General features: G+C 74.6%; 22 protein-coding genes. 5 read left to right on the top strand and 17 right to left on the bottom strand.

Annotated features, from left to right (window positions below):
• Positions 1-67: 67 nt before the first annotated feature.
• The 6 genes from OMK64_RS02755 to OMK64_RS02730 all read right to left on the bottom strand — a co-directional run bounded on the left by OMK64_RS02755 (position 68) and on the right by OMK64_RS02730 (position 5,770).
• Positions 68-1,498, bottom strand: coding sequence for a cellulase family glycosylhydrolase (locus tag OMK64_RS02755; RefSeq protein WP_272726442.1), 1,431 nt, complete (start codon positions 1,496-1,498; stop codon positions 68-70).
• A 134-nt stretch (positions 1,499-1,632) separates the two neighbouring features.
• Positions 1,633-3,099, bottom strand: a complete 1,467-nt coding sequence (locus OMK64_RS02750; RefSeq protein ID WP_272726441.1) for a calcium-binding protein — start codon at positions 3,097-3,099, stop codon at positions 1,633-1,635.
• Positions 3,100-3,302: 203 nt separating this feature from the next.
• The gene (locus OMK64_RS02745; protein ID WP_272726440.1) at positions 3,303-3,779 is read right to left on the bottom strand and encodes an SRPBCC family protein; all 477 of its coding nucleotides are present in this window, start codon (positions 3,777-3,779) and stop codon (positions 3,303-3,305) included.
• Positions 3,776-4,114, bottom strand: a complete 339-nt coding sequence (locus OMK64_RS02740) for an ArsR/SmtB family transcription factor (protein ID WP_272726439.1) — start codon at positions 4,112-4,114, stop codon at positions 3,776-3,778. Before OMK64_RS02740 ends, OMK64_RS02745 begins: the two co-directional genes overlap by 4 nt.
• Positions 4,111-4,572, bottom strand: coding sequence for an SRPBCC domain-containing protein (locus tag OMK64_RS02735; protein WP_272726438.1), 462 nt, complete (start codon positions 4,570-4,572; stop codon positions 4,111-4,113). The genes OMK64_RS02740 and OMK64_RS02735 overlap by 4 nt, the downstream gene beginning before the upstream one ends.
• Positions 4,573-4,768: 196 nt before the next feature.
• Complete coding sequence (locus OMK64_RS02730; protein ID WP_272726437.1) at positions 4,769-5,770, bottom strand: helix-turn-helix transcriptional regulator; 1,002 nt, start codon at positions 5,768-5,770, stop codon at positions 4,769-4,771.
• A 93-nt stretch (positions 5,771-5,863) separates the two neighbouring features.
• On the opposite strand from OMK64_RS02730, the gene OMK64_RS02725 reads away from it, so the two are divergent.
• Positions 5,864-6,265 carry a RidA family protein gene (locus OMK64_RS02725; protein ID WP_272726436.1) on the top strand — a complete coding sequence of 134 codons (402 nt, stop codon included), beginning with the start codon at positions 5,864-5,866 and terminating at the stop codon, positions 6,263-6,265.
• Positions 6,266-6,388: 123 nt separating this feature from the next.
• Here OMK64_RS02725 and OMK64_RS02720 read toward each other — a convergent pair whose 3' ends face one another.
• Genes OMK64_RS02720 through OMK64_RS02710 form a run of 3 tightly spaced genes read right to left on the bottom strand, consistent with a single transcriptional unit; the run spans position 6,389 to position 8,083 of the window.
• A complete protein-coding gene (locus tag OMK64_RS02720; protein ID WP_272726435.1) occupies positions 6,389-6,880 on the bottom strand; it encodes a DUF4334 domain-containing protein in 492 nt (163 codons plus the stop codon).
• Complete coding sequence (locus OMK64_RS02715; protein WP_272726434.1) at positions 6,877-7,485, bottom strand: GNAT family N-acetyltransferase; 609 nt, start codon at positions 7,483-7,485, stop codon at positions 6,877-6,879. The genes OMK64_RS02720 and OMK64_RS02715 overlap by 4 nt, the downstream gene beginning before the upstream one ends.
• A 13-nt stretch (positions 7,486-7,498) precedes the next feature.
• On the bottom strand, positions 7,499-8,083 hold the full coding sequence (locus tag OMK64_RS02710; RefSeq protein ID WP_272726433.1) for a TetR/AcrR family transcriptional regulator: 585 nt from the start codon (positions 8,081-8,083) through the stop codon (positions 7,499-7,501).
• A gap of 132 nt (positions 8,084-8,215) precedes the next feature.
• Here OMK64_RS02710 and OMK64_RS02705 point away from each other — a divergent pair, with 132 nt between their 5' ends.
• Positions 8,216-9,052 carry an alpha/beta fold hydrolase gene (locus OMK64_RS02705; RefSeq protein WP_272726432.1) on the top strand — a complete coding sequence of 279 codons (837 nt, stop codon included), beginning with the start codon at positions 8,216-8,218 and terminating at the stop codon, positions 9,050-9,052.
• Between the two features lie 107 nt (positions 9,053-9,159).
• On the opposite strand, the gene OMK64_RS02700 is transcribed toward OMK64_RS02705, so the two are convergent.
• From OMK64_RS02700 to OMK64_RS02690, 3 genes are all read right to left on the bottom strand, one after another.
• The gene (locus OMK64_RS02700) at positions 9,160-10,401 is read right to left on the bottom strand and encodes a cellulose binding domain-containing protein (protein ID WP_272726431.1); all 1,242 of its coding nucleotides are present in this window, start codon (positions 10,399-10,401) and stop codon (positions 9,160-9,162) included.
• Between the two features lie 183 nt (positions 10,402-10,584).
• Positions 10,585-11,364 carry a methyltransferase domain-containing protein gene (locus OMK64_RS02695; RefSeq protein WP_272726430.1) on the bottom strand — a complete coding sequence of 260 codons (780 nt, stop codon included), beginning with the start codon at positions 11,362-11,364 and terminating at the stop codon, positions 10,585-10,587.
• Positions 11,365-11,452: 88 nt separating this feature from the next.
• A complete protein-coding gene (locus OMK64_RS02690; RefSeq protein WP_272726429.1) occupies positions 11,453-12,148 on the bottom strand; it encodes an NAD(P)H-dependent oxidoreductase in 696 nt (231 codons plus the stop codon).
• Positions 12,149-12,259: 111 nt separating this feature from the next.
• Between OMK64_RS02690 and OMK64_RS02685 the strand changes: the two genes are divergently transcribed.
• Both OMK64_RS02685 and OMK64_RS02680 read left to right on the top strand, forming a co-directional pair.
• Positions 12,260-12,865, top strand: a complete 606-nt coding sequence (locus OMK64_RS02685) for a sugar O-acetyltransferase (RefSeq protein ID WP_272726428.1) — start codon at positions 12,260-12,262, stop codon at positions 12,863-12,865.
• Positions 12,862-13,428: a TetR/AcrR family transcriptional regulator gene (locus tag OMK64_RS02680; protein ID WP_272726427.1), complete on the top strand. Its 567-nt coding sequence runs from the start codon at positions 12,862-12,864 to the stop codon at positions 13,426-13,428. Before OMK64_RS02685 ends, OMK64_RS02680 begins: the two co-directional genes overlap by 4 nt.
• 79 nt (positions 13,429-13,507) lie before the next feature.
• On the opposite strand, the gene OMK64_RS02675 is transcribed toward OMK64_RS02680, so the two are convergent.
• The 4 genes from OMK64_RS02675 to OMK64_RS02660 all read right to left on the bottom strand — a co-directional run bounded on the left by OMK64_RS02675 (position 13,508) and on the right by OMK64_RS02660 (position 19,075).
• The gene (locus OMK64_RS02675) at positions 13,508-14,149 is read right to left on the bottom strand and encodes a winged helix-turn-helix transcriptional regulator (RefSeq protein WP_272726426.1); all 642 of its coding nucleotides are present in this window, start codon (positions 14,147-14,149) and stop codon (positions 13,508-13,510) included.
• Positions 14,150-14,154: 5 nt separating this feature from the next.
• Positions 14,155-14,589, bottom strand: coding sequence for a VOC family protein (locus OMK64_RS02670; RefSeq protein ID WP_272726425.1), 435 nt, complete (start codon positions 14,587-14,589; stop codon positions 14,155-14,157).
• 110 nt (positions 14,590-14,699) lie between these two features.
• Complete coding sequence (locus tag OMK64_RS02665; protein ID WP_272726424.1) at positions 14,700-16,925, bottom strand: hypothetical protein; 2,226 nt, start codon at positions 16,923-16,925, stop codon at positions 14,700-14,702.
• Between the two features lie 347 nt (positions 16,926-17,272).
• Entirely contained in the window at positions 17,273-19,075 is a 1,803-nt protein-coding gene (locus OMK64_RS02660) for a thiamine pyrophosphate-requiring protein (protein ID WP_272726423.1), read from the bottom strand.
• Positions 19,076-19,317: 242 nt separating this feature from the next.
• Between OMK64_RS02660 and OMK64_RS02655 the strand changes: the two genes are divergently transcribed.
• The gene (locus OMK64_RS02655; protein WP_272726422.1) at positions 19,318-20,625 is read left to right on the top strand and encodes an MFS transporter; all 1,308 of its coding nucleotides are present in this window, start codon (positions 19,318-19,320) and stop codon (positions 20,623-20,625) included.
• Between the two features lie 31 nt (positions 20,626-20,656).
• Here OMK64_RS02655 and OMK64_RS02650 read toward each other — a convergent pair whose 3' ends face one another.
• A complete protein-coding gene (locus OMK64_RS02650; protein WP_272726421.1) occupies positions 20,657-23,677 on the bottom strand; it encodes a hypothetical protein in 3,021 nt (1,006 codons plus the stop codon).
• Positions 23,678-23,696 lie beyond the last annotated feature (19 nt).

Genomic DNA, 23,696 nt, shown 5'->3' with positions numbered 1-23,696 from the left:
CGGCGACGACGCACCGCCGCCCCCGGAGGCGGACCTCCGAGGGCGGCGGCGTGCGGGCGGTGCGGCGTCAGCGGGTCGGGAAGCTGTCCGCCGTGACGATGCGGCTGCGGACGAACTGGCCGGACTGCGACAGCTGCGACGTGCCGTAGCTCGAGCCCGAGCAGGTGCCCGACCGGAAGGCCGCGCTGCTCTCGTTCGCGTCGGAGTACGTCCAGTTGACGTGGCTGATCTTGAGCGAGTCGAGCAGGTCGAGCCACGCGGTGGACGACTGGATGTCGACCGTGCCGCCGCCCGTCGCGCTCGTGGTGCCCCACTCGGACACGAACAGCGGCAGCCTCGTCGCCGCGCTGCGCACCTCGTTGCGGTAGTTGTCCAGGTGGGACGCCGCGTAGAAGTGGAAGGTGTACATGATGTTCGAGAACGACAGCGGGTTCGCGACGATCTCCGCCGACGTCGAGCCGTTGGAGACGCCCAGCGACGACCAGCCGCGCGTCCCGACGAGGATCACGGCGTCGGGGTCGGCGGCGCGGATGATCGGGATGACCTGGTTGGCGTAGGTGCGGATCTGCTCCCACGACACGCCGTTGGGCTCGTTCGCGATCTCGTAGATGACGTTCGTCTTGGCCGCGTTGCGGGTCGCCACGTTGCGGAAGAACGTCTTGGCGTTCTCCAGGTTCACGTTCGGGTCGCCCGGCGTGAGCGTGTGGAAGTCGACGATCGCGTACATCCCGCGCTGCTCGGCCTGGTCGACGAGGCCGTTGACGCGCGACGTGAAGCCGGCCGGATCGGTGACGTAGCCGTCCTCGTTGACGTACATCGCGATGCGCAGGACGTCGGCCTTCCAGTCGTTCGCGAGCGTGTCGAGCGACGCGGTGTTGTAGCACTTCGCGAACCACTGCAGCCCGTGCGTGCTCACGCCGCGCAGCTGGATCGGCTTGCCGTACTGGTTGCAGAGGTTGACGCCGCAGACGCGCAGCTGGCCGTTGATCGCCACGGGCGTGCTGCCCGTCGGCGGCGGGGGAGTGGTGGTCTGCGTGGGCGTCGGGCTCGGGGTGGGCGACGTCGTCGGCGTCGGGGTGCCCGTGGTCGAGCCGGTGCAGGCCACGCCGTTGAGCGTGAACTGCGTCGGGACGGCGTTCGCGCCGCTCCAGGTGCCGTTGAAGCCGAAGCTCGCCGTGCCGCCCGTGCGGACCGCGCCGTTCCACGCGACGTTGCGTGCCGTGACGGCGCTGCCGGACTGCGTGACGTCGGCGTTCCAGGCCTGCGTGACCTTCTGACCCGACGGGAACGTCCAGCCGACGGTCCACGACGACACCGGGTCGCCCAGGTTGGTGACGGTGACGTTCGCCCCGAAGCCGGGGTTCCACTGGTTCGTGATCTGGTAGTCGACCTTGCAGCCGGCGGCGGCCTGTGCCGACATGGCGGTGATCGCGCTGATCCCCGACATGGCGAGCACGGCCGCGGACAGCAGCGCGGCGACTCTCGTGCGCTGGGACATGGAGCTCCTCGTGCGTCGTGGGTGCTGGGCGGCGCGTCGTCCACCGGCGAGGTGCGCGACCGCTCGTGAGGAGGGTGCGCCCGTCAGCGCTTGACCGCTACAGCCAGGGCCCGTCCGACGCCGAGGTAAACGTTTCAGCCACGGTCGGGTGACAGCGGCGCGACGGTCGGCAAGGCGCGCGAGGGTGCGACGCGTGACGCGGCGCCGGCCGGCGCGGTCGTGCCGCCGGACGGCGTCGCGGTCGGTGCCGGGGTCGGCGTGCCGGACGGCGTGGGCATCGGTGTCGGGTAGGGCGGGTACGGGTCGTTGCACGACGTCAGCGCGTCGAGCGGGTCCGCGGTGCAGGTGTCGGCGCCGTCACCCCCGTCGAGACGGTCGTTCCCCGCGACCCCGTCGGCGCCGCGCAGCGTGTCGGAGTCGCCGAGCCCGCGCAGCAGGTCGGCGCCGAGGCCGCCCACGAGCGTGTCCCGCCACGGCGAACCCGTCAGGACGTCGTCGCCCTGCCCACCGCGCACCTCCTCGACGTCGGGCGACGTGCTCCACGGCGGCGGCGCGCCGATCGCGTCGCCCTCGCCGGCCGACCCGTCGCCGCCGAGGCCGTCGAGCGTCACGGTGACCGGCGCGGTCCGCGCGCCGTAGTCCGCGACGTCGTGGCCCGGACCTCCGACGACCTGGTGCGCGCCGTCGGGGGCCGCGCCCATGACGAACCGGTCGTCGCCCTGGCCCCCCTCGGACCGGCCGTTGTCCGCGCCCGCGTCGAGCACGTCGGCGCCCCACCCGCCCTGCAGCGAGTCGTGGCCGTCGGCCCCGAGCAGCGTGTCGTCGCCGTCGCCACCGATCAGCACGTCGTCACCGCCGAGCCCGGAGACGCGGTCGTCGCCCGCGCCGGCGCAGATGACGTCCGCGCCCGGCGTGCCCGTCAGGACGTCCGGTCCGGCGGTGCCGCGGATCGTGCACGGGTGTCCCGGCGCGGTGTCGTACCGGACGTAGTCCCACGTCGACGAGCCCGTGTACGTCTCGAAGCCGAGGCCGACCGTCCCCGCACCGCGACCCGCGAACGTGCGGTCGAGGACCGTGCGGCCGTCGACCGTCAGCCAGACCTGCTGGCCGCGCGCCTCGAGGTGGTACCGGTGCCAGCGGTGCGTGTCGAGCGGGATGACCTGCCGGTCCTCGTACGGGTACAGCACGCACAGCTCGCCGGGTGCGAAGCCGACCTGGAGCAGGTCCATGGTGTCGCCGACCCACAGCAGCGTCGGCGGCGGTGTGCCCGTCTCCTCGTCGAGGCACGTGCCCGTCGCGTCACGGCCGAGCCGCATGCGGACGTCGACGTCCCAGCCGGTCAGCCGGCCGGAGGCTCCGGTCCACTCGGACGTGCCCGCGGTCTCGAGCAGCATGACGAGCGTCTCGCGGCCGATCGTGATCGCGCCGCCGCGCGTGCTCGCGACCGGGTCCCCGCCGAAGCCGATCACCTGCCACGGGTCGGTGGGCGGGCGGGAGAACTCCTCGCGCTGCACGTCGCCGGCCCACGCCGGCGCCGGGACGAGCGCGGCCAGGGCGGCGACCGCCGCGACCGTCGCACCGAGCCGTGTCCGCCTCGTCATCGCGCCCTCCCAGGGTGTCGGCGTGGTGCGCACACTAGGGGCGGCGTGGCGGGTCGACGCTCGTCGCCGAGCACGCGAAAGGGTTCGGCGTCGCACGTCTGCCCGATCGGGCAGGGCGCGAGGGCGCGAGCGGCGTGGTCGACCGCGTCGCGACGAGGCCCCGCCGCCGGGTGGGGCGTGCGGGGCCTCGCCGCGTGCGGGCGTCAGTGCCAGTCGGAGATGGCCAGGTCGTCGGGTGCCGGCGCGCCCGTACCGGTCTCGACGAGCTGCTTGAGGCTCACGAGGAACGTGGCCCACTTGGTGCTGCAGTGCGACATGAACTCGACGGGCTCGCGCCAGCCCTCGTGCGCGAACAGGACGATGACGTACTCGCCGTCCTGCCGGAGCTCCCAGCGCACGGTCGTCCCGATCCACTCCTCGGGACCGTCGACGACCTCCCAGACGACCTTCCGGCCAGGCTCCTGCTCGAGCACGACCATGTCGAAGCCGCCCTGCGGGAACCGGAACGCCAGCAGCCCGCCGACGTCCGGGTCGCCGGTCGTGTCGGTCGTCCACCAGCCCGCCAGCCCTTCGACCGTGGTGAGCGCCGCGTACACGTCGTCCAGGGCGGCCGACCGCATGCCGACCCTGTGGATGATGTCCACCATCTCGAACCCTTCCTTCCCCTCGGTGCCGGTCACTTCTTCTGGCTGCGCGCGATCGCCTCGGCGATCCGCTTGATGCGCTGCAGGCGGGCGTCCCAGGCCTGGCCGACGTCGGCGAGCTGGGCGACCGCGCGGGCGAGCTGGGCCTCGTCGACCTCGTAGCGCCGCTCGCGCCCGGCGGGCGTGACGTGCACGAGGCCGACGCGGTCGAGCACGACGAGGTGCTTGGCGACGGCCTGCCGTGTCACGGGCAGGCGCTCGCTCAGCGACGTCGCGGTGCCCGGGCCGTCGGTGAGCAGGAGGTCGATCATCCGTCGGCGCGTCGGGTCCCCGACCGCTGACCACAGGTCGTCGTCGACGGACGTGCTCATCGCGTCGCGACCAGCCGTTCGGCGTGCGCGGCGATCGCCGGCACGAACACGTCCCACCCGTTGACGTGGTCCGCGTAGGCGGCCTCCATGACGGCGGCCTCCCAGCCCTTCTCGCGGAAGCCGGTCTCGGTGAGCCGCAGCAGCGTCCCGGACCCGGCGGGCACGAGCTCGAAGGTCACGAGCAGCGCGGCGGCGACCGGGTCGTCGGCGTCGTCGGGGACCCAGCGGAAGGAGAAGAGCCGCGGTGGGTCGGCCGCGACGACCGTGAGCGGCTCGACGTGCTCGTCGGGCGTGCCGCGTCCCCACGCGACCTCGGTCCCGCTGCCGGGCTCGGCGGACAGGTCGGTCTCCGCGCCGTTCCACCAGTCCCGGATGTGCTCCGGGCTGCTGAGGACCTCGAAGACGACCTCCGGCGCCGCGTCGACGTGGATCTCGCGCTCGATGCTCCCGAACTCCATGGCGTCTCCCGTTGTTCGCAACGATTGGTTGCGCATCACGGTAGACCCATGATCCGGACAGTGCAACCCTTGGTTGCGGAAACGTCGACGTCGACGAGCGTGGCCGCACGGGCCGGCAGACCGACCCCGGGGCCGCGTCCGTCCGGCCGTGCCCCGCCGTCGGCCCCGTCCGAGGACGCGTGACCGACGCGCCGGGTCAGGTGTCCGCCGGTCGCGCGTGGCGGTCGGCGACCGCGACCGCACGGTCCCGGACCGCGTCCCGCAGCCAGGCCGGCTCGACGACCTCGGCGTCCGTCGCGACCTGCCACACCGCCCACTCGGCGTGCCGTCGGTCCTGGAAGGTGGCCTCGAGGCGCAGCCGCCCGTCCGGCTCGGCCGTCTCCCGCGCGGTCAGCGCGGTCCCGACGGCGTCCCCGCGGTGCTCGGGAGGAAGGAGGACGACGACGGTGACCTGCTCACCGCCGGCCCGGAACCGTGTCGTGCGCTCGTGCCACGCCTGCGCCAGGTCGACGTGGTCGGGCCGCTCGGCGGCGCCGGGCAGGACCTCTGCCTCGGTCACTCGGGACAGCCGGTAGGTGCGGTCGGCACCGGACCGCGTCGCCAGCAGGTACGTCTGCCCGCGGACGGTGACGAGGCCGACCGGGTCGACCGTGCGCCACCGCGCGTCCTGGCCCGCGGCGGCGTAGAGGATCCGGAGCCGACGACCGGTCACGACGGCCCGGCGGGCCGCGGTCGCCACGTCGCCCGGGACGTCGTCGACCTCACGACGCCGCGAGAGCAGGTCGGCCGCGGGCTCGAGGAGCAGGCGCTCGGCGGCGCGTGCCGCGGTGAGCCGGTTGTCCTCGGGCAGTGCGTCGACGATCTTGAGCAGCGCCGACGCGAGCGACGGCCCGAGCCCGAACGCCTCGGCACCCTCGCGCGACCCGGCGACGACCAGCGCGAGCGCCTCGTCGTGCGTCAGCCCCGTGAGCTCGGTGCGGAACCCGGGCAGCAGGGCGAACCCGCCGTGCCGGCCGCGCTCGGCGTAGACGGGCACGCCGGCCGCGGACAGCGCCTCGACGTCGCGCAGGACCGTGCGCGTCGAGACCTCGAGCTCGTGCGCGAGCGCCGACGCGGACAGCCGCCCGTGCCGGCGCAGCAGCAGCACCAGGGAGACGAGCCGGTCCGCGCGCACGCGCCACACGCTAGACGAATACATGACAGGAGGTGTCGTGATGCCCTGCGAGCGTCGTGGCACGGCACCGCCGCGCACAGCGGCGGGCCGCCCGCACCCCGAACGAACGGAGACGACGTGACGCTCGCACGCACCGCGGTGGACCCGGTGACCTGGTCGCTGGACCTGGGCTTCCACCAGGGGGAGGTCGTGACCGGCCAGACCCGCACCCTGTACTGCTCGGGCCAGACCGCGACCGGCCCCGACGGCGCACCGCTGCACCCCGGAGACATGGCGGCGCAGGTCGCGGCCAGCCTCGACAACCTGGAGGCCGTGCTCGTGGAGGCCGGGATGTCGCTCGCGAACCTCGTGCGGCTCGGCGTCTTCACGACGGACGTCGACCTGCTGCTCCAGCACTACGACGTGCTCGCCGGCCGTCTCGGTGCCGCCGGCGGCGCGCCGCCCACGACGATGCTCGGCGTGGCGCGGCTGGCGATCCCCGGCCTGCTCGTCGAGTTGGAGGGCACCGCGGTGGCGTGACGCCGGCGGCCGCCGGCCGGGCGAGGTGGTGGCCTCCTGGGTGCGGTTGCTGCCTCGGACGCAGCACCGGCCGTCTGACCGCGACGACGTGCGCCGGCACCCGTCGCCGCTCGTCGTCGCGCATCAGGGGACCCGGCGCAGCCGGAAGAGGTAGGGCTCCGCCATGCCGCGCGCGTCCATCGCGCCGACCACCGAGCCGTCGTCGTCGGCCCGGAACGCGTCGACGATCGGCAGGTCGTCGTAGACCATCGCGGCGGAGACGACCCCGCGGAAGCGGACCTCACGGAGCCGGGCTCGGGGGCGGCGGGTCGTGACGAACGGCCGCACGAGCGCGAACGCCCCGGCGGCGGGCGGTGTCCGCAGCAGCGGGGCGACGCGCAGCACGAGCCCGAGCGGGACGAGGCCCGGGTGGACGCGCACCACGCCATGGCCGGACCGGAACAGCAGCGGGTGCGCGGTGTCGTCGTCGTCGAACCTCTTGCCGAACCAGCCGAGGTTCTCGAGCACGCCGTCGAGCGGGTGGCCGGTGGCGATCCCCGCGCCGCGCCACGTGCCGCGCAGCTCGGTGGTGGCGACGGGCGGAAGGGCGTCGTACCGCTCCAGCGCGGTCGTCACGTCGCGTCCTCGGTGCCGGTGCCGGTGCCGCTGCCGGTTGCCGTCCCGGTGTGGTGCGCGTCGAGCGGCCGGCGCAGGATCCACGTCGCCGCGGTGCCCGTCTCGGTCACCTGCCGGGTCCGCGGGTCGACGGCGGTCCAGCGGTGCTCGTGCTCGCGGACGCGCCGGTACCCGCGGCGCTCGTACCAGCCGACGACCGGGTCGTCGCGGTCGGCGTCGAGGCTCAACGCCGCCGCACCGCGGTCGCGCGCGGCGTCCTCGGCGGCGCGGACGAGCCGCTCGCCCGCGCCACGGCCGCGGTGGTCGGCGTCGACGTGCAGCCCGTAGAGCCACGGGTGCGGCGGGTCGCAGTCGTTGTCCCAGCGGACGCTCACGGCGCCGACGGGTCCGGCGTCGTCCTCGGCGACGAGCAGCAGCCCGCGGCCGTCGCGCGCCTCCTCGACGCGCCACACGGCGCGGTCGTGCGAGCCGGCGAACCCGGCGAGAGCAGGGAGGTCGCCGGGCCGGCCGGCGCGCACGCGCAGTCCGGGCGCGTCGCGCTCGATCGCGTCACGCGCTGTCGTCGGGTCGCGTGGGGTGCCGCCGGGGCCGTGCAGGCCGGTCATGCGCGTCGCGACCTCAGCGCGTGCCGAGCGCCGCGTCGATCAGCACCTCCGCCGCAGCGCGCGCCTGGCGCGCGGCGTCGGCGCGACCGGCGATCGCGGCGGTCGTCTGGGCGCCCTCCGCGAGCAGGGCGAGCTGCGCGGCGAGCGCCTGGTCGCCGCCGGCGTCCGCGGTGAGCCGCGCGACGTGGTCCTGGAACGACTGCTTGTGCACGCGGACGGCGTCGGCGACAGCGGGCGACGTCGCGCCGAGCTCGCCGAACGCGTTGATGAACCCGCACCCGCGGAAGGTGTCGTCGGTGAACCACTGCGCGAGGAAGTCGAAGATCGCGAGCAGGCGCTCGCGCGGGTCGTCGACGCCGCTCAGCGCGCCGCTCAGGCCCGCCTCCCAGATCCCGTGCCGTGCGTCGAGCACCGCGAGCACGAGGGCCTCCTTGCCGGGGAACTCGGCGTAGAGGCGCTTGAGGGAGACGCCGGCCGCGGTGCGGACCTCGTCCATCCCGACGGCCTGGATGCCCCGCGCGTAGAACAGCGCGTCGGCGGTGGCGACGACGCGGTCGCGCACGTCGGTCGTCGCGGTCTGCTCGGTCGCCCGCGCCACGGTCCACCGCCCTTCACCGGGCCGTCGCCCGGCGTTCTGCTCCTCGGCCTTGCGCCGAGAACGCTCGTTCTCTAGTGTAGGCGACATCGGCGGAGAACGATCGTTCTCCCACGGACGAGAAGGAGCCAGGCCATGGGACGTATCACCGTCGGCACGGAGAACTCGGTCGACATCGAGCTGCACTACGAGGACAAGGGCACCGGCCAGCCGGTCGTCCTCATCCACGGCTTCCCGCTCGACGGCAACTCGTGGGAGGGCCAGACGGCCGCGCTCCTCGACGCCGGCTACCGCGTCATCACGTACGACCGCCGCGGCTTCGGCCAGTCCAGCCAGCCGTCCGTCGGGTACGACTACGACACGTTCGCCGCCGACCTCAACGTCGTGCTGGAGACCCTCGACCTGCGCGACGTCGTCCTCGTCGGCTTCTCGATGGGCACGGGTGAGGTCGCGCGCTACCTCGGCACCTACGGCTCGACGCGCGTCGCGAAGGCCGCGTTCCTCGCGTCGCTCGAGCCGTTCCTCACCAAGACCGAGGACAACCCCGAGGGGGGCGCCCCGGCGTCGTTCTTCGAGGACATCGCGGCGACCGTCCGCAAGGACCGGTACGCCTACTTCACCGCGTTCTACCAGGACTTCTTCAACCTCGACGAGAACCTGGGCACGCGCATCTCCGAGGAGCAGGTGCGCCACGCGTGGGACGTCGCCGCGGGGTCCGGCTCGGTCGCGTCGGCCGCCGCGCCGCTCACGTGGGGCACGGACTTCCGCGACGACATCCCGAAGATCGACGTGCCCGCGCTGATCCTGCACGGCACGGGCGACCGCATCCTGAACGTGGACGTGACCGCGCGTCGCTTCGTCAAGGCGCTGCCGTCGGCCGAGTACGTCGAGATCGAGGGTGCCCCGCACGGGCTGCTCACCACGCACACCGCCGAGGTCAACGAGGCGCTGCTCGCGTTCCTCGCGCGCTGAAGCCGGTCCGCGCCGGCGCCGGAGCGCCGACCGGCCCGCGGGCGCCGGCCCGCACATGACGAGGTGCCCGCCCCTCCCCGGGGCGGGCACCTCGCCGTCCGACGTGGTCAGGCAGCCTGGCAGGAGACGGTGGCACCCGCGCCCGTCCCCGTGCCCTGGAACCCGAATCCGGTGCCCTGGCCGGCTCGGAGGGTGCCGTTCCACGCCGCGTTCGTGACGGTCATCGGCTGACCGGTGCCGGTGCGCACGCCGTTCCACACCTGCGTCGCCGACGCGCCCGACGGGAGCGTCACCTGGACGCGCCAGCCGCTGAGCGCGCGCGCCGCCGTGACGTCGACGTTCGCGACGAACCCGCCCGGCCACTGGTTGACGACCGTGTAGGTCGCGGAGCACGCGGCCGTCGGGTCCGGTGTCGTCGTGGGCGTCGGTGTCGGGGTCGGCGTGGGGGTCGGCGTGGGTGTGGGCGTGGGTGTCGGCGTCGGGGTGGGCGTCGGCGTCGGGTCCGGCGCGAGGACGAGGTTCTTCTGCTGCACCGTCCACTGCCCGCCGCTGCACAGCCCGCAGCCCGACGTGACGAACGTCCGCCCGGCCTGCGTGTCACCCTTGAGCTGCCACTTCGCCCACAGCACCGCGGCGCGCCCGAACTCGCCGCCGTTCGGCTGGTCGTACGTCCCGCCGTGGCCCACGGGCAGGTTGCCCATGAACGCCGGCAGCCCGGCCGGGAGCTTGCCCCAGTCGTCCATCGCGTTCGGGTAGGCGATGTCGCCGGGCCCGCCGATGATGTAGGCGATCGGGTGGTCGAGCCGGCGGAGCTGGTAGTCGTCGGCGTCGTTCAGCAGGCCGCTGCTGAAGATCATCGTCGTGGTGACACGGGGGTCCCCGGAGACCGCGTACGCCTCGAGGCCGCCGCACGAGAAGCCGGCCACCGCGATCTTCGACGTGTCGACCCGGTCGCGCAGCGGGCTGCCGGAGCGCGTCGACTCCGCGACGGCCCAGTCGATCGACTGCGTGAGCCACGACGACGTCGACGAGCCGCCGCCGTTCGGGCTGCCGTTGGAGATGACGAGGAACCCGTGCGACGCGATCTCGCGCAGGAAGGGCAGCGCCGACGTGCCGTTGGCCGAGCAGGCGCCGTTGCTCCAGACGAACACCGGCATCTTCCCGGACGGCAGGTTCACGGGCCGGTAGATCGTGTGGTTGGGCAGGCTCGACGAGGTCTCGTAGTCGGCCGGGTACGGACCGGACCCGCCCGCGGCGGCGGAGGCCGGTGGCAGGACGGTGCTGCCGAGCAGCGCGCCGGTCGCCAGCGTGACGGCGAGGGTCGCCCACCTGTGTCGTCGTTGTGCCATCCCACATCCCTTCTCAGGCCCCGGGCGCGCGCGAGGCCGGTGCGGGGAGCGTGCGCGACGGGGCGATGACGTGCTGATCCACCATCGCGACCCGCTCGGTGCGCTGTCGACCCGGAGTGCGGACGATCGCGCGTCCGAATCGTTTTTCACCGGTGTAGAGACAAGCCGCGAGGGCCCTGCCCGTCAGGCGTCGGCCACGACGAGGCGGAGCGCCCCCACCCGCTCGGGCAACCCGCGCAGGTGCCCGTGCCGCTCGTCCCACGCGCCGCTCGCGAGGTCGCGTGCGAGCCGGTCGAGGCCGCGACGGGCCGCGTCGGCGTCGGCGAGCGCGATCCCCGACGTCGCCCGGCGGACCTCGGGCCGCAGGAGCTCCTCGGGTCGCCCGTAGAACGCCTCCCCGAACCCGTCGACGCAGTCCCACGGCACGGCGACGGGGTCGACGCGGACGTGGGCGCTGCCTTCCCCGAGGCAGGCGACGAGCCGGTCGATCGACGGGAACCGCGTCAGCTCGGCGGCGAAGACGTGGGGCAGGTACTCCGCGAGCCAGAAGTCCTGCAGCGCGACCGCGTCGAACGTGAGCAGCACGACCGGTCCGCGGCTCACCCGGCGCAGCTCCCGCAGGCCCTGCTCGACGTCGCGCCACTGGTGCACGGTGACCGTCGCCATCGCGGCGTCGAAGGCGGCGTCGTCGAACGGCAGGTGCTCGGCTGTCGCGTCGAGCGCCGGTGCGGCGCCGGCCGGTCGCTGGGCGCGCATCGCCGCCGACGGCTCGACCGCGAGGACGTACCGGTCGGCCGGCTCGTACGACCCGGCTCCCGCCCCGACGTTGACCACCGTCCGGGCGTCGCCGAGCGCCGCGTGCACGCGGGCGGCGATGCGGGGGTCCGGCCGGCGGACGCGTGCGTAGCCCGCGCCGTGCTGCTCGTAGTCGACGTCGCCGGCCGGTCGCTCGCGGTTCGCCATGAGGCCAGGACAGCACGGCGGCGTCCGGGCCGTCGGCGTCATTTCTCCTCGGTGCGACACGGTTCCGGCCCGCACCCGGGGTCCCGGGTCAGACCAGGGCGCGGACCAGCCGGGAGCCCAGGCCGTCCATCTCGTCGAGCCAGCGCGCGCGCTGCGCGTCGTCGACCTCGTTGACCGACGCGAGGACCGTCCGCTCGACGAGCGTCGGCGACGTGGCGGAGCCGAGGTAGGTGCCGACGCACCGCTCCCAGATCGCGGCGAGCGGGTCGCCGAACACGGTCGCCTCCCGCTCGGCCGGGGTGTCGGTGGTGTTGACGACGACCAGGCGCCGGATCGCGAGCAGCCGCTCCGGCAGCCCGCCCGCGTCGGGCAGGCGGTACGCGACGCCGGGCACGAGGACCCGGTCGAGCCAGCCGGCGAGGATCGCGGGCGGCATGCCCCACCAGACCGGGTGCACGACGACGAGCGCGTCGGCGACCGCGAGGTCCGCCCGGTGCCGGTCGAGCAGCGGGTCGCCGGACGGGCCGCCGAGGTGCAGGTCGCGCCCGACGACGTACGACTCCTCGGCGCGCAGCACCGGGTCGAAGCCCTCGGCGTGCAGGTCGTGGGCGACGAGCCGCCCGCCCGCACGGGCCACGGCGTCGCCGAGACGGCGGGCGAGCGCGTGGTTGAGGCTGTCGGGTCGCGGGTGCGCGACCACGAGCACGACGACGGGACCGTGTGCGGACGTGTCGCCGCTGGCGTGTGCCTGCGTGTCCCCGACGGGTGCCGCTCCTGCCGCCATCCGGTCCTCCCCGCCGTCATCCGGGCCGTGTCCGCTGCGACGCTACCGGAGCGCCGAGCGGCCCGGGCACACGATGTGTTCAGTCGTACACATCTGTGTACGATCGTCCGCATGACGACCCCTGACTACTTCGCCGGCGACCCCCGCACCAACCGCGAGCGCATGCTCGCGGGCGATCTCTACATCGCCGACGACCCCGACAGTGGTCGCATCGCGCGCGAGGCGTTCCGGCTGACCGACGCCTACTACCGCGCCGAGTCCGCGGGGGAGCCCGGCGCGCGCGAGCACCTGGTCGCGCTGCTCGGCTCCCTCGGCGAGGGCGCGTACGTCAAGCCGCCGCTGTTCGTCGACTACGGCGAGAACATCCACATCGGCGCGCGCACGTTCGTCAACTACAACCTCACCGCGCTCGACGTCGCGACCATCACGATCGGCGAGGACTGCCAGATCGGCCCGAACGTCCAGCTGCTCACCCCGACCCACCCGGTCGACCCGCAGCCGCGCCGCGACAAGCTCGAGGCGGCGAAGCCCATCACCCTCGGCGACAACGTCTGGCTCGGCGGCGGGGTCATCGTCTGCCCGGGTGTGACGATCGGCGACAACACCGTCGTCGGCGCGGGGTCCGTCGTCGTGCGCGACCTGCCCGCGAACGTGGTCGCGGTCGGCAACCCCGCACGCGTCGTGCGGCAGATCGGCCCGCAGGACGAGGCGCGGTGACCGAGCGGCGGCCGCGCCGCCACGACCCCGAGCGGCGCGACCGCATCGTCGAGGCGTGCCTCGAGGTCGTCGGGGAGGTCGGGGTCGCGGGGGCGTCGACGCGTCGCGTCGCCGCCGCGGCCGACGTGCCGCTCGGGTCGATCACGTACCACTTCGACAGCGTCGACGCGCTGCTCGTCGAGGCGTTCGAGCGCTTCGCCCGGCGCATGAGCGACCGCTTCGAGGCGGCGATGGCCACGGTCCACGGGATCGACGAGGCGCGACGGGCCGTCGTCGACCTGATCGCCGTCGACGTCCTCACCGACCCGCACGAGCTCGTCCTGACCCACGAGCTCTACACGCTCGCCGCCCGCGACCCGCGCTACCGCCGTCTGACGCACGCGTGGATGGCCCGCAGCCGGCACGCGCTCGAACGGCACTTCGACCCGCCGACGGCCCGGCTGCTCGACGCGATGATCGAGGGCCTGACGATCCACCGCGCCCTCGACACCGAGCCGCGCGACCGCGACGAGGTCGAGCTGGCCGTCGACCGACTCACGCGCACGTCACCGGGCGACTCGTGACCGTGCGCCGGCCGGGAAGGGCGGGCGCCCGCACGCGCCGTCGCCGCTGCGCACCGGACGGCGCCCGTCGTCGTGACGGTCAGGCGGCGAGGTGGAACGTCGTGGCGAAGCGGGCGAGCAGGTCGCCGGGGCCGCGCAGCACCTCGACCGCGCCCGTGGTGAGGGCGCGGTCGGGGGAGAGGTCGCCGGAGATGAGCCGGTGCAGGTCGGGGCCGGCGGTGAACGCCAGGTCGACGGGCCCGTCACCGCGCGTCACGTCGAGCGACGGGCCGGCCACCCGGATCAGCAGGCCGGCGTCGTCCAGGTGGGCGGCGTAGGCCGTCGCCGGCAGCGTCGCGGCGACCTCCGGGCGGAAGGCGGTGCGCAGCGTCATCGTCAGGGCGTCGGGCGTGACGACCTGCTCCTCGCGGGGATCGCCCATCGCCTTGAAGCCCCACGCCCCGAGCGCGAGGACGACGGGTTCGAGCTCGCGGCCGTACGGCGTGAGCTCGTAGACGATGACGCGCGACCGGGGTGCGCGACGGATGATGCCGGCCGCCTGCAGCTCCTTGAGCCGGGCCGCGAGGACGTTGCTCGGGATGCGGGGGAGCCCCGCGGCGAGCTCGCCGTAGCGGCGTGGCCCGACGAGCAGGTCGCGGACGAGGAGCAGCGCCCACCGTTCACCGACCAGCTCGAGGGCGCGCGTGATCCCGCAGTACTGCCCGTAGTCGCGTGCGGCCATCGGCCTCAGGCCTGCTGGCTCGCGACCGCGTCGGGGCCCTGAGCGGCGGCCGCCGGGTCCATCCAGCCGAACTCGAGGACGTTGCCGTCGGGGTCGGTGAGCCCGCGCTGGTACATGAAGCCGTAGTCGGACGCGGGGCGCGGCTCGGTGCCTCCCGCGGCCAGTCCGGCGGCGGCGGTCGCGTCGACCGCCTGGCGGCTGTCGAGGAAGATCGCGGTCGACACCGACGGGCTCACCGCCGGGTCGCCGAGCGGCAGGTCCGTGAACGTCTGGAAGTACTCGCGCGTGAGGAGCATGAACGCGCTGTGGTCCTCCTCGACGACGACGCAGGCGGCGTTGTGGTCGGTGAACATCGGGTTGATGGTGAAGCCGAGCGCCGTGTAGAAGCCCTTCGCACGCTCCAGGTCGGTCACCGGCAGGTTGACGAACATCGCGGTCATGGTGCTTCCCCTCGTGCGGCGCGGTGCGGTGCGGACGACAGCTACACTTGCAAAAAACAAGTGCCGGGTCAAGGGTGCTGACCGGTCGTCGGGCGCGCGGTGGGGCGACGTCAGTAGAAGACGCCGAGGTGGTCGACGATGACGTGCACGGACGACGAGCCCGCCGTGACCGCGATCCGACCGTCGGCACCCGTCGCGACGGTCGCCAGGTTCGGGGAGTCCTCGCCGCGCGCGAAGTTCACGACGGACGTCCCCGGCACGGAGCCGTCGCCGCTCCACGCCACGAGGTGGCCGGGCCCGCTCGACTGCGTCGCCGTCGCGTTGACGACGTGCGCGACGGCCGCCGGGAGGGCCGACGACGGCACCACGAGCGTCTGACCGGCGGCGACGGCACGTCCGCCCGCCCGCGTGTCCGCCACGCGCGTGGTCGTCGACGGCCGGAACCGCAGGCCGTCGGTCGCGGTCCCGTCGTCGTACCAGCCCTGCAGGTCGACGAGCACGTGCGCCGTCCCGGTCGTGTTGTTCCGCAGCGCGAAGCCCGGCCACGCCCCGTCGAAGGAGACCGGGACGACCGCGTGGTTCGGGACCGTCTGGCCGGGCGCGTAGTTGACGTTCGACACGCCCGGGGCGTCGGTGTCGCCCGCCCACGCGACGACGTGCCCTGCCTGCGTCGGCTGCGTGACCGTCAGGTTCACGTCGACCGCCGTCGGCGAGCGGCCCAGCAGGTCGTCGACCGGCACCCAGATCTCCTCGCCGGGACCCAGCGGGTAGACGCCGCCGTCCCAGTCCGGCTCGCGGGTGTCGAGGATGCGGGTCGTCGCCACCGGGTGGTACCCGCCGCCGTCCTCGCCGTCGGCCGTCGAGTAGAAGCCCTGGACGTCCACGAGCAGGTGCGTCGCGCCCGCGTTGTTGTGCAGCGCGACGCGCCCGTCGTCGCCGAGCGGCACGACGACCTGGTTGGGTCGGCTCTGACCCGGGACCAGGTTGAGCGACGACGTGTCCGGCAGCGGGTCGCCCGCGGGCCAGACGCGCACGTGCGTCGCCTGCGTCGGCTCGGTCCCGGTGACGTTGAGCAGCACCGCCGACACCCCGGTCCGCGGGATCGCGTCGCCGAGCGCCGGGTCGAACGTCAGGACCTTGCCCGCACCGAGCTTCCCGGCGGGTGCGCCCAGACCGGACCGGGTGTCGAGCACCCGCACCGGGTCGATCGGGACGAGCTCGCCGTCGTTGCCCTCCGCGGGCAGCAGCGCCATCACGGTCAGCGGCGGGCTCGGCTCGCTCGCGACGTCACCGTTCACCGCGCGGACCCGGTACGTGTAGCGGACGCCCCCGGTGACGGCCGTGTCGGTCCACGGCATCGCGACGTCGTGCGCCACCTCGTGCTCCGGCTCCCCCGCGGACGCGCGCAGCACCCGGAACTTCTGCGCCTGCGTGGAGGAGGTGAGCTGGATCTCGCCGCGCAGCGCCCGCGGCACGACGACCGGGACCGGCGGCACGGGCAGCGCCTCCATCTGCACCCGCGTGAGCGTGACGCCCCGCGCCGTCTGGTCGGGCGTCCGGACGTACCCCCGGAAGTGGTGCTCCCCGTCGGAGACGAAGCGCACGGTCAGCGTGCAGTTCTGGCGCGGCGCCAGCGTGCGGCCCGCGCAGCCGTCGGAGACGACCGTCGCGATGCCCGCGTACTCCGGGTTGCCCACGGGGATCTCCGACGCGCCGTAGGTCTGCGACCCGGTGCCGGCGTTGGTGACCGTGACCGTCCCGTCGACGCTGCGACCACCGACGAGCTCGCCCACGTCGAGGCTGGTCGTGGCGGTGTGCTGGTACGGCACGGTCGAGTTCCAGCGGAGCGACCAGTGGCCGCTCGACGCGGGGGCCGGGCACGCGCTGCGCGTGACGTCGGCCGCGAGGCTCGTCAGCGCCACCGACGCGTCGCGCGTGAGGGCGAGCACGTCGAGGGTGCCGGTGCCGCCCATGCAGGTGTCGGGCCCGAACCACGTCATGACGTACGGCAGGGTCGCGTCGAACGGCCCACCGATGGCGTAGGAACCGACCGCGAGGCGCGGCGCACCCGGGCTCGCCTGGATCTGGACCAGCCCGTCGGGCGTCCGCGCAGGGTCGGTGCGGACGGTCACGTTGTCGCGGGTCGCGGCCTCGCGGACCTCCACGGTCAGGCCCGAGTCGAAGACGGCGTTCATCCGCTCGTACGTCCACGTGCCGGGGTCCGCCTGCATCGTGATCGCCGTCACCGGGCCGGCCGCGGCCGACGGGACCGCGGGGACCACGACGAGCGCAAGGGCGGTGGCGACGAGGACGGCGACGCGCGGGCGGGGGAGCATGCTGCGGACGATAGGGGTCCGGTGCGGCCCGCGGCAGCGGTTCGCGCGACGCCCACCCGATGGGGTCAACCGCCCGAAAGGGACGCGCCCGGTGCCCCGGTCCGATTGCGACCCTGGCCGCACGGTCGTTCACTGAGGCTGCTCCGGCGTGCGGGCGACGACCGCCCGGGGAGGTTCCCATGAGCACGGACAGCTCCGTCATGACGGCGCCGGTCGACGAGGAGGTCGGCGAGGTGGCGCACGAGGCGGGCGTGCGTCGGCAGCTCTGACGGAGGCCGGGCGCCCGCCCGGCCGCCTCTCCTCGACCGGGTCCGCGCGCCCTCCGGACGCCGCTCGGATCCGCGCCGCTAGTCCGCGTGCTCCGCGGACAGGCCCGCCGGGTCGTCGCCGGCCTCGTCCGCCCGCTGCGCGTCGAGGGCCGCCCTGGCCGCACCGGCGTCGGGCTCCTGCGCGAGGCCGCGGTGCATCTGCGCGACCTTCTCCGCGGGCACGCGCGGCGGCAGGAGCGGGGTGTCCCGGTCGACGATTGCCTCGACGACGCACGGCCGGTCGGCGGACAGGGCGGCACGCCAGACGTCGTCGAGGTCGTCCGGGTCGTCGACCCGCATGCCGCGCAGGCCGAGCAGCTCCGCGTACCCCGCGTACGGGAAGGCGGGGACCGTCTGCGACGTCGGGAACCGCGGGTCGCCCTCCATCTCGCGCTGCTCCCACGACACCTCGGCCAGGTCGCCGTTGTGCAGCACGAGCACGACGAACCGCGGGTCCGCCCAGTCCCGCCAGCGCGCGGCGACGGTGACGAGCTCGTTGATGCCGTTCATCTGCATCGCGCCGTCTCCGGCGAGCGCGACGACGGGCCGGTCGGGGTGCAGCAGCTTCGCGGCGATCCCGTAGGGGAGTGCGGACCCCATCGACGCGAGCGTGCTCGACAGGTGCGCGGGCACGCCCGGCGGCAGCCGCAGGAACCGCGCGTACCAGTAGACGACCGACCCGACGTCGACGGAGACCTGCGCGTCGGCCGGCAGGTGCGCGCTCAGCGCGTGCACGACGCGCTGGGGGTTGAGCGGGTCGGCCGGGGCGGCGACGCGCTCGGCCGCGATGCGGAGCCACGCCGCGACGGACTCCTCGACCTGCGCGCGCCACGGCACGCGGCGCTCCGGGAGGTGGGGGAGCAGTGCGCGCAGCGTCGCGGCGGCGTCCCCCGCGAGCGGCACCTCGACCGGGTACTTCGCGCCGAGGTTCCGTGGCGCGACGTCGACCTGCACCGCTCGTGCCTGGCCGTGCGGCGGGTAGAATTCCGTCCACGGGTCGTTGGACCCGACGATGAGCAGCGTGTCGCAACGCGCCATGAGGTCCGCGGACGCGGTCGTGCCGAGGTGCCCCATCACGCCCGTGTGCGCGGGCAGTCCCTCGTCGAAGAGCGGCTTGCCGAGCAGCGACGTCGTGAGGCCCGCCCCCAGCCGGTCGACGACGGCAAGGACCTCGTCGACCGCACCCGCGGCGCCCTGGCCGGCCAGCACCGCGACGCGCTCGCCGGTCGCGAGCAGGCGCGCAGCCCGGCGCAGGTCCTCCTCGGGCGGCACGGCGATCCCGCGCGCCGCCGCCGGGGACGTGACGACCACGCCGTGCGTCTGCTCCAGGTCCGGCAGGTCCGCCTGCTGCACGTCGTGGGGGACGATCACCGCCGTCGGGCTCGACGTCGCCAGCGCCGTGCGGATCGCGTCGTCGAGGACCAGCGGCAGCTGCTGCGGTGTCGCGAGCGTCTGCACGTACTGACCGCACACGTCCTTGAGCAGCACCGGCAGGTCGACCTCCTGCAGGTAGCCGCTGCCGAGCGCCGTGGTGACGACCTGCCCGACGATCGCGACGACCGGCTTGCGGTCGAGCTTGGCGTCGTAGAGCCCGTTGAGCAGGTGGATCGCCCCCGGCCCCTGTGTCGCGAGGCACACCCCGACACCGCCCGAGTACTTCGCGTGGCCCGTCGCCATGAACGCGGCCATCTCCTCGTGCCGCGCGGTGACCAGCTCGACGTCGTCCTGCGCGCGGTGCAGCGCGGCGAGCAGCGGGTCGATCCCGTCGCCCGCGTAGCCGAAGACGCGCGACACGCCCCAGTCGGCGAGCCTGCGCACGATCCCGTCCGCCACCGTCGCCATCGCCCCGCCCCGTCCGTCGTCGCGCGCGGCGCCGCCCCCGGACCGTCCCCGCCATGCTCCGCGCCCGCGTCGCGTGGCGCATCCGGGCGCACGTCGTCACCCGGTCGGACGGGTCGCCGCGCGACGGTGACGCACGCCTCACGCCCTCGCGCGTGAGGCCACGGCGGCGACCCTCGCGGTGTGACCGACGCGGCAGTGCCGCGGGTTCATGCGGGTGCGAGCGGGCGCCGATGGGACCACTCGTGCGTCGCCCTGCTGTCCCCCGTCTCCGCCTGCCCGTCGCCCTGCGCGCCCTCGCGCTGCCCAACTACCGGCGCTGGGCGCTCGCCGACCTCGTCTCCAACACCGGCTCGTGGATGTCGACCGCCGCGCTCGGCTGGCTCGTCTTCGACGTGACCGGCTCGGCCGCCGCGCTCGGCGCCGTCGTCGCGGTCAAGCAGGTGCCGTCCATCGCCTTCGGTCTGCTCGGCGGGGCGCTCGCGGACCGGCTCGACGCGCGCCGCGTCCTGCCCTGGACGCAGGGGACGCACGCGGTGCTGGCCGCGCTGCTCGCGGTGCTCGTGCACGGCGGCGACGCGCACCTGTGGCACCTCTACGCGTTCGCCGCGCTGACCGGCACGATCGGCGTGCTCGACGGACCGTCGTTCGGGCGGCTGCTCGGGCAGGTCCTCGGGCGTGAGCACCTGTCGAACGGCATCGCGCTCGGCTCGATCACGCACTCGACGGGCTGGGTGCTGGGTCTGGCCGCGGGGTCGGTCGTGCTGGCCGGGCCGGGCGCGTCGGCGGTGTTCGCGATCGACGCGGTGTCGTTCGCGTTCGTCGCGCTCACCGTCGTGCGGCTGCGGCCCGACCTGCTGCACCCGCTCGACCGGGCGGTGCGCGGTGCCGACCGGGTCCGGGACGGCGTGCGGTACGTGCTGGGCAGCCGGCAGCTCGTCGTCGTCCTCGGCGCGGGCGTCGTGACCGGCGCCGTCGGGCGGCACTTCCAGGTGACGATGGCGGCGATGGCCGACGGCGTGTTCGACGGTGGGCCCGGCCTGTACGGGCGGCTGTTCACGTGCTTCTCGGTCGGCGCGCTGCTCGGCGCGGCGGTCGCGGCCCGGCTGCGCGCGATGCGGCTGCCGGTGCTGCTCGGATCGGCCGGGGCCGCGGCCGTCGTGCAGGCGACCGCCGGGGCGGCGCCGGCCGTGTGGGTCTTCGCGGGCGCGATGGTCGCGGTCGCCGCCTGCTCGATCGTCTACGACACCGCGGTCTCGACGACCGTGCAGCTGCTCGCGCCCGGGCACCTGCGCGGGCGGGTGCTCGCGGTCCAGGGGCTCGTGTCGTCGCTCGCGTCGATCGCCGGCGCACCGCTCGTGGGGCTGCTCACCGACGTGCTCGGCCCCCGAGCGGCGCTCGGCATCGGCGGCGGGCTCTCGCTCCTCGCGGTCCTCGTCGCGGCGTGCGTCCTCGCCGGCGGCCCGGCCGCCGTGGCGCGGTCGGTCCGGACCGAGGTCGTGGGCCGACGCGTCGTCGTCCCGTCGCCCGCGCCCGCTCCGGTCGCCGCCTGACGCGCCTGGCGTCGCAGGTGCGGACGTCGGCTCAGGCGATGAGCGGGCCTCCGACGTGGCGGCGCGGACGACCGAGGACGACCAGCAACGCACCCACGACGACGAGCACCCCGCCCACCACGGCCGCGTACCAGCCGGTCGAGGCCGGCACGCCCAGGTAGACGGCGATGCCGAGGATCCGCGACAGACCCCACGGCAGCAGCGCGAGCTGGTCGTTCCACGTCGTGAGCGACGCCTCGACCCCGACCAGCCCCACGAACGCGCCGACCAGCGCGAGGACCGTCCCGGCGCCCGCGACGACGGCGCCGAGCGCGACGACCCGACGCGCACCCGCCGACACCGTCGCCCAGCCGACCGCGACGAGCACCCACAGGAACCCGGCGACCGCGAGCGTCACGTACGCGCTGCGCGCGACGGCGTCCGTCCAGAAGCCGAACCAGTACCCGCCCGGTCCCGTGGGCACGAGCGCGACGAGCAGCAGCACGACCCGCAGCAGCGCGGCACCGCCGACCGCCGCGAGCACGGCCCACGCGGCACGCGGCCGGACCGCCAGCACGACCGCCGTGAACAGCAGCCAGCCCGCGAGCGCGACCAGCAGGTGCGCGGGTGCGAGCAGCCACGTCTGGACCGCGCGGCTCGCGACGACGGCGAGCGCCGGGACGGTGACGACGAGCACGCGGTCGGTCCGCGTCAGCCCCGCGGTGACCTCGGCGGCACGCCACGGCCGCGTCCCCGCGACCCAGGTCGCGCGTGCCGCCTGCGCGCCGGGCAGGTGACGGTGGCTGGCGCCCGGCACGAGCCCGTAGACCAGCCAGCCGACCACCAGGAGCAGCAGCACGCGCGCCGCCCACGCCATCGGCAGGTCGCGCTCCGCCCGCTCGACGCCGAGCCGTGCGGCCGTCAGGTTGTACGCCGGGTACGCCGGGTCACCCGCGTACGCCTCCTCGTGCGCCGCCGCCGACCGCTCGAACGCCTGCCGCGCGGCGTCCCACCGCGCGTGCACCGCCGCGTCCCGCGTGTCGTGCCACTGCGCCTGCCGGAGCACCATCTCGCGGTAGTCGCCGAGCATCGTCAGGGTGCTCGCCTCGTAGTCGAGCGTGTCGAGGAAGGCGTCGCGCAGATCGGCCTCGCGCCAGGTCGCCGGGTCCGTGCCGGCGATCGCGTCGCGCATCCGCCCGACGGCCGCGACGGCCCGGTCCCCGCCGTCGATCGCCTCGTCCAGGTCGTCGCGGCTGACGTCGTAGATGACGTCGAGCACCGCGCTGTCGCCCGTGAGGATGTCCCACTCGAAGATCCACATCATCGGCGGCGGCTCGAGGCCCAGCGCCGTGACGCGGCGGTCGGCGAACGGCCCGATGTAGAGGCCGTCGGTGATCGCGGTGCGGCTGTCCGCCATCGCGGCGGCGATCGTCGCCGCCGTCTCGGGGTCGTCCGAGAACCAGCGCCGCGCCCAGTCGAGCGTGAGCGCCGCGGGGTCGGCGTCCGGGTCCCGGGCGAGCCGCGACGCGAGCTCGGTGTTGAGCTCGTAGAGCTGCCAGAACCCGGCCTTGAGCGTGAGCGACAGCGGTCCGGCGCGCCACGGGCCGCCGTCCTGCGTCCACGTCCACACGCCCTCGACGCGCGGGTTCGCCGCGAGGAACCGCTGGAGGGCGGTCCGGTACAGGTCGCCGAGGTCGTTCGGGAACGCGCCGAAGTTCTCGAACTCGCGGCGGCTCTGCAGCTCGACGATGCGCCGGTGGTCGCCCGTCTCGAGCGTGTCGTTGAGCGGCAGGTGGCTGTAGAAGTCGCCGAGCGTGTACTTGGTCGACACGATCAGCCGGTCCGACGTGATCCCGTCGAGCACCGCGTCGTACGAGTCGGCGTTCGTGTGCATGTCGCCCACCGCGCCGACGCCGACGCTCCACGTCCGGAAGATCACCTCGCGGTCGGCCCGTTCGGCCTGCGCGGTGAACGCCGTCAGCATCGCGCGCACGTCCGCGACCCCCGTGACCGCGAGCGCCGAGTAGTAGTCCCAGCCGGGCATGTCGTAGACCTCGCCCGCCTCGCCGATGCGGACGAGCACGCCGTCGACGTACGGAATCGCCGCGTAGAGCTCGTCGAGCCCGGCGGCGTAGACCTCCCAGAACGCCGGGTCGGCGGTGGTGAGCCCGCCGAACCGGTCGACGAGGTAGTCCTCCAGCGGGGTCGTGAGCGCGAGCATGTCGGTGCGGAGGAAGACCTGCATGCCGAGGTCGTGCGCGTACTGCCACATCGGCCCGAACGCGTCGCGCAGCGCGAGGGCCCGGGCGACGTGCTCGTCACCCTCGGCGTAGACGTCGTCGCCGTCGCCGACGCCCGAGAAGGTCACGTACTCGACGAACCCGGGGATCGCGATCGCGTTGCTCCCGTTCGTCAGCTGGTGGTGCACGTACTCCTCGAACTCCGCACGCGCGACGTCCAGGGCCGCGGCGTCGACGTACGGCGCGTCGGGCAGCATCACGTCGGCGAACGCCTGCGACGCGTGCGAGTAGTCGTCGCCCGCCGCCCACGCGGCCTCGTCGACGGTCACGCCGACCGCCCCCAGGTCGACCATGCGGAACGGCAGGCGCGGGTCGACGGTCTCGCCCAGGTGCGCGTCGAGCGGGCGTCCGGTGCGCGCCGCCGACGCGAGGTCGTACAGGGCCAGCGCCGCGCCCGCCTGCGACGGGGCGACGACGCGCAGCGCCTCGCGCGTCCCGTCGAGGCGGTACGACTCGTCGTCTTCCGGCCCGTCGCTGACGACGACCTCGACCGTCGCGGTCCCGTCGGTCGTGCGGGAAGTCCCGACCGCGTCGCGCAGCTCGGCCACCGCCAGGTCGAGGCGCGCCGACGACGGTGCCGTCACCACGGTGATGCGCGGCGGCGCGGTCCACGGCGTGGCCGGCGCGGTGCGGGGCGTCTCCGCGGGGACGTCCGACGGGGCGCTCGTGATCCCGAGCTGGTCGCTCACCGCACCCGCGACTCCCGCCCCGACGAGCCCGAGCAGCAGCAGGGTCGCCACGACGACCAGCAGCCGGCTCCCTCGCCTCGTCACGCGGCGGAATGTAGCAGCG

The sequence above is a fragment of the Cellulomonas fimi genome (assembly GCF_028527925.1).
In the GTDB taxonomy this organism is placed as follows: Bacteria; Actinomycetota; Actinomycetes; order Actinomycetales; family Cellulomonadaceae; genus Cellulomonas; species Cellulomonas fimi_C.
This window is presented reverse-complemented; position numbering and strand designations above follow the sequence as displayed.

What these genes read in the sequence shown, in the direction of transcription:
- OMK64_RS02750 (WP_272726441.1), bottom strand. Translation starts at nt 3,099, where the DNA reads ATGACGAGGCGGACACGGCTCGGTGCGACGGTCGCGGCGGTCGCCGCC.
- OMK64_RS02730 (WP_272726437.1), bottom strand. Translation starts at nt 5,770, where the DNA reads ATGTATTCGTCTAGCGTGTGGCGCGTGCGCGCGGACCGGCTCGTCTCC.
- OMK64_RS02755 (WP_272726442.1), bottom strand. Translation starts at nt 1,498, where the DNA reads ATGTCCCAGCGCACGAGAGTCGCCGCGCTGCTGTCCGCGGCCGTGCTC.
- OMK64_RS02690 (WP_272726429.1), bottom strand. Translation starts at nt 12,148, where the DNA reads ATGGCGGCAGGAGCGGCACCCGTCGGGGACACGCAGGCACACGCCAGC.
- OMK64_RS02670 (WP_272726425.1), bottom strand. Translation starts at nt 14,589, where the DNA reads ATGACCGCGATGTTCGTCAACCTGCCGGTGACCGACCTGGAGCGTGCG.
- OMK64_RS02660 (WP_272726423.1), bottom strand. Translation starts at nt 19,075, where the DNA reads ATGGCGACGGTGGCGGACGGGATCGTGCGCAGGCTCGCCGACTGGGGC.
- OMK64_RS02700 (WP_272726431.1), bottom strand. Translation starts at nt 10,401, where the DNA reads ATGGCACAACGACGACACAGGTGGGCGACCCTCGCCGTCACGCTGGCG.
- OMK64_RS02715 (WP_272726434.1), bottom strand. Translation starts at nt 7,485, where the DNA reads ATGACCGGCCTGCACGGCCCCGGCGGCACCCCACGCGACCCGACGACA.
- OMK64_RS02735 (WP_272726438.1), bottom strand. Translation starts at nt 4,572, where the DNA reads ATGGAGTTCGGGAGCATCGAGCGCGAGATCCACGTCGACGCGGCGCCG.
- OMK64_RS02665 (WP_272726424.1), bottom strand. Translation starts at nt 16,925, where the DNA reads ATGCTCCCCCGCCCGCGCGTCGCCGTCCTCGTCGCCACCGCCCTTGCG.
- OMK64_RS02740 (WP_272726439.1), bottom strand. Translation starts at nt 4,114, where the DNA reads ATGAGCACGTCCGTCGACGACGACCTGTGGTCAGCGGTCGGGGACCCG.
- OMK64_RS02675 (WP_272726426.1), bottom strand. Translation starts at nt 14,149, where the DNA reads ATGGCCGCACGCGACTACGGGCAGTACTGCGGGATCACGCGCGCCCTC.
- OMK64_RS02695 (WP_272726430.1), bottom strand. Translation starts at nt 11,364, where the DNA reads ATGGCGAACCGCGAGCGACCGGCCGGCGACGTCGACTACGAGCAGCAC.
- OMK64_RS02705 (WP_272726432.1), top strand. Translation starts at nt 8,216, where the DNA reads ATGGGACGTATCACCGTCGGCACGGAGAACTCGGTCGACATCGAGCTG.
- OMK64_RS02685 (WP_272726428.1), top strand. Translation starts at nt 12,260, where the DNA reads ATGACGACCCCTGACTACTTCGCCGGCGACCCCCGCACCAACCGCGAG.